This window comes from Hydrogenophaga sp. (genome assembly GCF_018780075.1).
Classification (GTDB): domain Bacteria; phylum Pseudomonadota; class Gammaproteobacteria; order Burkholderiales; family Burkholderiaceae_C; genus Hydrogenophaga.
The window spans coordinates 48,961-55,944 of sequence record NZ_JADMKB010000006.1 but is presented as its reverse complement, the minus strand read 5'-3'; the positions used below and the strand labels follow the sequence as shown (position 1 = coordinate 55,944).

6 protein-coding genes are annotated in these 6,984 nt (G+C 67.6%); all 6 read right to left on the bottom strand.

The window, feature by feature from the left end; translation table 11 throughout:
- Nucleotides 1-199: SDR family NAD(P)-dependent oxidoreductase (locus IV088_RS02750; protein WP_291097444.1), on the bottom strand; the 199-nt coding region annotated here is incomplete at its 3' end.
- A 135-nt stretch (nt 200-334) separates the two neighbouring features.
- Nucleotides 335-1,336, bottom strand: a complete 1,002-nt coding sequence (locus IV088_RS02745; RefSeq protein ID WP_291097442.1) for an NADP-dependent oxidoreductase — start codon at nt 1,334-1,336, stop codon at nt 335-337.
- Nucleotides 1,337-1,441: 105 nt separating this feature from the next.
- Nucleotides 1,442-2,047 (bottom strand): TetR/AcrR family transcriptional regulator, encoded by a 606-nt coding sequence (locus IV088_RS02740; RefSeq protein WP_291097440.1) that lies wholly within the window; start codon nt 2,045-2,047, stop codon nt 1,442-1,444.
- Between the two features lie 194 nt (nt 2,048-2,241).
- Nucleotides 2,242-3,840, bottom strand: coding sequence for a M28 family metallopeptidase (locus IV088_RS02735; protein ID WP_291097438.1), 1,599 nt, complete (start codon nt 3,838-3,840; stop codon nt 2,242-2,244).
- Nucleotides 3,841-4,046: 206 nt separating this feature from the next.
- A complete protein-coding gene (locus IV088_RS02730; protein ID WP_291097437.1) occupies nt 4,047-4,892 on the bottom strand; it encodes an NYN domain-containing protein in 846 nt (281 codons plus the stop codon).
- Between the two features lie 84 nt (nt 4,893-4,976).
- On the bottom strand, nt 4,977-6,959 hold the full coding sequence (locus tag IV088_RS02725; RefSeq protein ID WP_291097435.1) for an acyltransferase family protein: 1,983 nt from the start codon (nt 6,957-6,959) through the stop codon (nt 4,977-4,979).
- Nucleotides 6,960-6,984 lie beyond the last annotated feature (25 nt).

Sequence of the window (6,984 nt, the reverse complement as noted above, 5' to 3'; positions counted from 1 at the left end):
GCCGGACCGCGGCGGCGATCTGATCGGGCTGGGTGACGTCGAGCTGCAGGGCCTGGACGCCAGGCAGGGTCACGGTCGAGGGATCGCGGGCCGCGGCGTAGACCTTGCGGGCACCGCGTGCCAGCAGTTCGCGGGCAAAGGCCAGGCCGATGCCGCGGTTGGCACCTGTGATCAGGACGACGGCGTTTTCAATGTTCATGAGAGGCTCCAGAAAGAAGAAGGGATCGAAAAAGAACGGGACAGGAAGGGAGGGACAGGAAAAATCACATGACGACCGTCATATGTAAGAGTCTGAAAAAGGCGCGAAGCTGCGCCTGGGTTCAGGGGGAACGGTTCAGCGGACCTTGATGACCACCTTGCCCTTGGCGCGGCCGCTGTCGACGTAGGCCATGGCTTCGTTGGTGGCGTCGAAGGGGAAGACCCGGTCGATCACCGGGCGGATGGCGCCCGATTCGATCAGCTGCGTGATCTGCCCCAGCTGGCGGCCGCTGGCCTTCATGAACAGGAAGGCGTAGCCGACCTGGAGGCGCCGGGCCTGCCGGCGGGTGCCGAAGCTGATGGCGCGCACGACCTGCTTCACCAACCACGGCGCCTGGATGTCTTGCGCGAACTGCGGATCGGGCGGCCCGGAGATCGAAATGAGGTGGCCGCCGGGCTGGAGCACACCCAGGGACTTCGCCAGGGTCTTGCCGTCCTGGCTGTTCAGCACCACGTCGTAGCCGCTCAGTTGTTCTTCGAAGGCGTCTTTCTTGTAGTCGATGACCACGTCCGCCCCCAGGCCCTTGACCAGGGCGGTGTTGGCCGCGCTGGCGGTGGTGGCCACCGTCGCCCCCAGGTGCTTGGCCAGCTGGATGGCGAAGGTGCCCACGCCACCTGAGCCCGCCTGGATGAAGACCTTCTGCCCCGGCTGGAGGTGGGCCATTTCCACCAGCGCCTGCCAGGCCGTCAGACCCACCAGGGGGATGGACGCGGCCTCTTCCATGCTGATGTTCCGCGGCTTGATCGCCACCGAGTCCTCCTTGACGGCGATCAGCTCGGCAAACGTGCCGATGCGGAAGTCGTCGGGGCGGGCATAGACCTCGTCGCCGACCTTGAACTGGCGCACCCGCGGCCCGACACGCACCACCACGCCCGCCACATCGTGCCCCAGGATCAGCGGCATGCGGTACGGCAGGATGAGCTTGAACTCGCCGTTGCGCAGCTTGGAATCGAGCTGGTTCAGCGCGGTCGCGTGCACCTGGATCAGCACATCGTCGTCGCGCACCTCCGGCTCCGGCACATCGGCGGCCCGCAAACGTTCCTGTTTGCCGTAGCGGTCGAGGATGAAAGCTTTCATGGTTGTTCCTTGTTCCAAAAAGTGCCGGAAATCAACCCAGCGGACTGGGGTGAGAGAAGTTTTGGCATGACGGTCATCATACTTATAAACAAAAAAAAGCCCGCCTCAGCCCGCGGAAGGCGCCAGACGGTCCAGGGCCGCGCTGCACAGCGCGTCCGACAACGCGGGGTCATCCACCGCACGGGCCAGCACCAGGGTGCCCACCATGGTGGCCGCCGTCACCAGGGCACGCTCGTGGGCGCCGGGTTGCCCCCAGTCGGGCGACTGGCGGGCGATCAGATCGATCATTTCCTTGATGCGGCGCGTGGCCGCTCGGCGCACCTCGGGCGACTGGCGGGGCATTTCTGAGCCCAGGGCCGAAATGGGGCAGCCCGTCTCGATGCCCGCCAGGTGTTCCTTGGACAGGTAGGCCTGCATCAGCGCGCGCAGCGCCTGTTCGGGCGGGGCAGCGGCAATGACGCTGGCCGCCACCGCGTTGGCTTCGGCACCCGCACGGTCCGCCGCTTCGGCCAGCATGGCTTCGCGGGACTCGAAATGGGCATAGAAGGCGCCGTGCGTCAGACCCGCCTCTTTCATGATGTCGGCCACACCCGTGCCGTCGTACCCGCTGCGCCGGATGGCGCGAGCGGCCGCCTGCACGATGCGCTCGTGCGAGGCCTCTTTGGCAGCGGTTCGGATGTTGGTTGGCGTTTTTCGCATGATACGCATCATACAGACAATCTGAAGAATGGGCAACCCCATGTGGAGCCGGCCCGAATCAGGACCGACATGTGCTGCCCCATGTTGACCATCGGCGCCAGGGGTCTGCGGTGCATGGGTGACGACGCCCACCCTGCACCGGCCACCTGTCCATCCGGGATGGACCCATGCCCGCCGCGCGGCGGGCATGGGTCTTCAGGGACCGCTCAGTTCGCGGTCGGCACCGGGTGCAGCGGCTTGAGCGCCGGCATGCGGAAGTTGCCCTTGCCGCGCTGGTCGTTCACGGTCGAGGTGTTCATCGAGAACAGCAACGTGGTGTAGGCCACCGCATCGGCGTTCACGTCGAGCGCCGTGTCGTTGTTGTTGGCAAAGGTGTCGCAGGCCTGGTGGTAACACGGGTCGTAGGCCTGGCCCGCGGTGCCGCCCCAGGTCACGGCTTCGGCGGCGGTCTTGATGCCTTCGGCGCCTGTGAACAGCCCCCCCGCGGGGATCAGGTTCTGGATGAAGGCCCGGTAGTCCGAGCGGCCGTCGAAGTCGGTGCCCTTGAACGGCACGCCGCGCTGCATGTAGAAGGACTCGAACGCCTTCTCGATCTGGTCCGATCCGCCCGGGCCGGGGCCTTCACCCGTGGCGTCCGAGTCGTCGCCGTCGTAGACGAAGAACACGTGGTTGGGCGAACCGATCATGTCGAAGTTCAGGTACAGCGCGATGCGGGCCTTGTCGGCGTCGCTCAAGCCCTCGACGTAGTTCGTCGAGCCCACCAGCCCGGACTCTTCCGCACCCCACAGCGCAAAGCGCAGCTTGTTGCGGGGCTTGACCTTGGCCATCTGCACCGCGGTCTCCAGGATCGCCGCGACACCCGAGCCGTTGTCGTTGATGCCCGGGCCTTCGTTGACCGAGTCGAGGTGCGCGCCCACCATCACCACGTTGTTGGGGTCGCCCGAGCGCGACTCCGCGATGACGTTGCTGGTGGTCGCCTCGCCGCGGAAGGTGTCGGTCTTGAGCCTGAGCACCAGCCCCGGTGTGGCCGCCAGTTGCTGCCCCAGGGCCTGGGTGACCCCTGTGACGCCGATGTCCAGCGTGAAGGCCTCGCCCAGCGTGCCGTTGAGGTCGCCGGCGGTGTTGTTGTAGATCACGACGCCGCTGGCCCCGGCCGCGTGGGCGTTGGCGGCCTTGAGGGCGAAGGGACAGGCCCCGCGGCTGATGAGCGCGATGTTGCCGGCCGGAAAGCCGACGAAGTCAGCGGCCTCGCAGCCCGGGGTGCCGTCACCCGGCGGCGGGGTCAGCGCCGTCACCGGGGCGGTCACATCGCCGCTGCCCGAGTACTCCATGATGACGTTCGCCAGTGGGCCCACCGGCCCGGGCGACACCTGCTCCAGCACGGTGGCCGAGAGCGTGATGAAGGTCTGGAACTGGAAGTCCGTGACGGTCACCAGGTAGCCCGCGTCGCGCAGCACCTGCGCCGCATAGTCCACCGAGGCGTCGTAGCCCGGCGTGCCCGAGGTGCGGATGCCGTTGTTCGCGTCGGCGATGGTCTGCAGGGCCTGCTGGTGGCGCCGAACGCCGTCGAGCGTGACGCACTCCAGCAGCTTGCTGAACGTGTTGTTGACCCGGTTGAGGCAACTGGAGGACTCCCCCGCTGCAGAAGCGCCGGCAGGCGCCAGCTTGGCCACCGCCGCGTCGCCGGACGCGTCGCTGCCACTCTCGCCGCCTCCGCCGCAGGCCACCACGAGCATCGCCGCGAGCGCCGTCGCGCTCCACCGTCCCCGGGCCAGGCGCCGACCATCCATACCGCTCTTCTTCATATCCGTCTCCTGTGTGTTGTTGACGTCATCGGGTCCCGTCGCCATCGATACACGGGCTTCCCGGTCGGCACCGACCGCGAGGGGGAAACCAGCGTACTCCCCTGCGCAGGACGGCCACAAGGGCACTTACAGACAGACACGAATGAAACGGATTGAGTCATTCGCCGGGGTCCTGGCGCAGGGTCTGCCCGCCCCGTGGGCGGCGCTCAGGCAGAAGCCGGCGGCGACACGAGGCGAACCTCGTTGGGCTGCCGGCCGGGCCGGAGCTCGAAGTGCGCTGGAAACTTCTTGAACAGCTTGGTCGACAGCGCGCTCTTGCCCAGCAAGCCGCCATCGCGCAGGGCCTTGGCCACGTCGCCCAGCGGCTGCCAGGCACCGGCGTCGAGAGCCGGCACCGCGGCGAGGATGCGCGACACCGTGAGGCCGTCGGCGGGTGCGGCCGGTTTCGCGGCGGTCTTGCGCGCGGACTCCTTCGGCGCGGGCGGGGCCGCGGGCACTGCCTTGCGAGCGGCCGCTTTCTTGGCCGGCACCTTTTTGGCCGCTGCCTTGGTGGCCGGCGCCACCGCCGGCGCGGCGCGGCGGGCCTTCGCGGGAGCGGCCGCCGGTGCGGGCGACGGTGACGCCCGCCGGGCCGACGCGGCGTGGCCCACGTACAGCACGCGGTCGTAGGCCGGCACCGCCTCGGGCGCCATCTTGCTGGCCTCGGAGACACAGACCACCTGAATGCCCCGCTCCCGCAGCCGCACCACCAGCGGCACGAAGTCCGCGTCGCCCGAGCCGATCACGATCATGGCCGGCGCGGGCTGCTGGCAGGCGAACGCCATGGCGTCGGCCGCGAGCGCGATGTCGGTGGTGTTCTTGCTCAGCGAGAGATTGACGAACGGCCGGATGGCCCAGGTGCGCAGCGTGTCGGCCAGGCCCTTGAGGTTTTCGGCGCTGCCGTAGGCCCGCCGCACCGCGAGGCTGCCCTCGGCGGTTTCAAGTGCCTGGAAAGCCTCGTCCACCCAGGCGGGCGAGGACAGGTTGTCTGCATCGATCAGAAACACGCGCATGGTGGACCTCCAGGTTGAGCCCGCACTGTACACAGGCGTCGCCGCTCAGGGCTTCGCCGACGGCCAGGTGGGCGCCAGGCCGCGTCAGCGCTGGCCCAGGATCAGCGGCGCGATCTGCTCGACGTAGTACGTCGCTGCGGGCAAGCTCAGGTGCCCGTAGTCGTAGCTCAGGGGCTCGGTGGCGCCTGGCTCCATGCGCGTCAGGCAGCCGTCCCGGTTGCAGAAGTAGTCCATCCCCGAGATGAACTGAATGCCCATGGCCGCTGAGCGCTGGCGCATCTCGGCCGTGGCGGCCTTGACGTGGGGGTCCAGGTACTCGTCACCCAGGCGCAGCGGCAAACGCTGCTGCTCTTTCCACAGCTTCAGCAAGACCTTGGGCAGGTCCCCGCGCCAGTAAGGCACCGCGCCGAGCAGCACGATGCGTTTGACGCCGGCTTTCTTGAGCTCGGCCACGGTCGGCTCCAGGCCCGAGGTGTCCTTGTAGCGGCCCTTGACCTTGCCTTCGTGCCACCAGGCGTACAGGACCACGATGTCGGGCTTGGTCTCCCGGATCACGCGGATGGTGTCGTCGTTCAGGCTTTTGCACAGCGGGCGCGGCTCGATGCCGAGGATGGGCGGGCAGATCGCACCCGTGCGCTCAGCGAAACCGAAGCTGTATGTGCCGCTGTCCTGCAGCGCCTTGAACCCCGGGTACAGCGAACCGGCGTGCGAGTCGCCCCAGAGGAACACCAGGGGCCGCTTCTTCTCGACACAGAACGGCTTGTAGTGGCTGGGTGGCTGGTTGTAGTCCAGCATGCAGTCGCCGTCGCGCCAGCCCTCGACGACCGCCGACTTGCCGCCCTTGGACGAAAGCGTGGTGAGCAGCTTCTGGATCTGCTCGGGCGTGCCGTCCTTGGCCGCCTGGTTCGCCGCCAGCCTCTGCAGGCGCTCCGGTTGGCCTTCCTTTTTGTACACGGTGAAGCCGGTCAGGCCGGTCAGCGCCACAGCGGCGCTCAGGGTCACCGTGGTGAAACGCCACTGGCGCCATTGCCCGAACCGGATCGGTTGTTCAACCAGCCGGTAGGTCAGCCAGGCCAGCAGCACGGCCAGCAGCACCCAGCCCGTCTGTTGCAGCGCGGGCGGCGCCTCACCCAGTTCGATGTGCGGGTAGGCCAGCAGGGGCCAGTGCCACAGGTAGAGGGGGTAGCTGATGAGCCCGATCCAGACCATGGGCTTGCTCGACAGGACATGCCGGTTGAACCAGCCGCGCGGGCCGGCGGCGATCAGCAGGCAGGTGGCCAGGGTGCCGGCGAAGGCCCAGCCGCCCGGGAAACGCCGCTCCGGGTTGAGTTCGACCATGACCAGCACGAGCAACCCGATGCCCAGGCTGGAGAACCACTGGGCCCGGCGGGCCGTTCCGGGCACCGGTGCGTCCGGAGCCGGGCGGCTGGCGGCCAGGTAGGCCCCCATCATCATTTCCCAGAAGCGGCCCAGCGGGTGGTAGAACGCGTCGTTCGGGTCCCCCCGCAACAGCCAGAGGTTGAAACCCAGCGAGAGCAGCAGCAGGCCCAGGATCCAGGCTTTCCTGGGCTGATGGGCACGGTGCAGCGCCACCAGCAGCAGCGGCCAGAACATGTAGAACTGCTCCTCAATGGCCAGCGACCACAGGTGCAACAGCGGCTTCTCGACCGCCGAGGCATCGAAGTAACCCGCTTCCTGCCAGAAGGCAAAGTTCGACAGGAAGAAGCTGCCGGCCACCGCGTGTTTGCCCACCGCCTTGTATTCCAGCGGCGAGAGCACGAACCAGCCATAGAGCAGCGTGAACGCCAGCACCAGGAACAGGGCCGGAAAGATGCGCTTGACCCGGCGGGCGTAGAAGTCCGCGAAGCTGAACCGGCGGCGCGCCAGCTGGTCCATGATGATCGAGCTGATCAGGTAGCCCGAGATCACGAAGAAGATGTCCACCCCGATGAAACCACCCGGAAACCATTCGGGAAAAGCGTGGTGGATCACCACAGCGGATACGGCAATGGCGCGCAGGCCATCAATGTCGGGGCGGTAGTGGTCTGGGTGGGGGGGATGCGACATGAATCGGGGAGGAATGGCGAAAGGC

Excerpts from the sequence above, each read along its gene's own strand:
- IV088_RS02745 (WP_291097442.1), bottom strand. The coding sequence starts at position 1,336 with ATGAAAGCTTTCATCCTCGACCGCTACGGCAAACAGGAACGTTTGCGG.
- IV088_RS02740 (WP_291097440.1), bottom strand. The coding sequence starts at position 2,047 with ATGATGCGTATCATGCGAAAAACGCCAACCAACATCCGAACCGCTGCC.
- IV088_RS02735 (WP_291097438.1), bottom strand. The coding sequence starts at position 3,840 with ATGAAGAAGAGCGGTATGGATGGTCGGCGCCTGGCCCGGGGACGGTGG.
- IV088_RS02730 (WP_291097437.1), bottom strand. The coding sequence starts at position 4,892 with ATGCGCGTGTTTCTGATCGATGCAGACAACCTGTCCTCGCCCGCCTGG.
- IV088_RS02725 (WP_291097435.1), bottom strand. The coding sequence starts at position 6,959 with ATGTCGCATCCCCCCCACCCAGACCACTACCGCCCCGACATTGATGGC.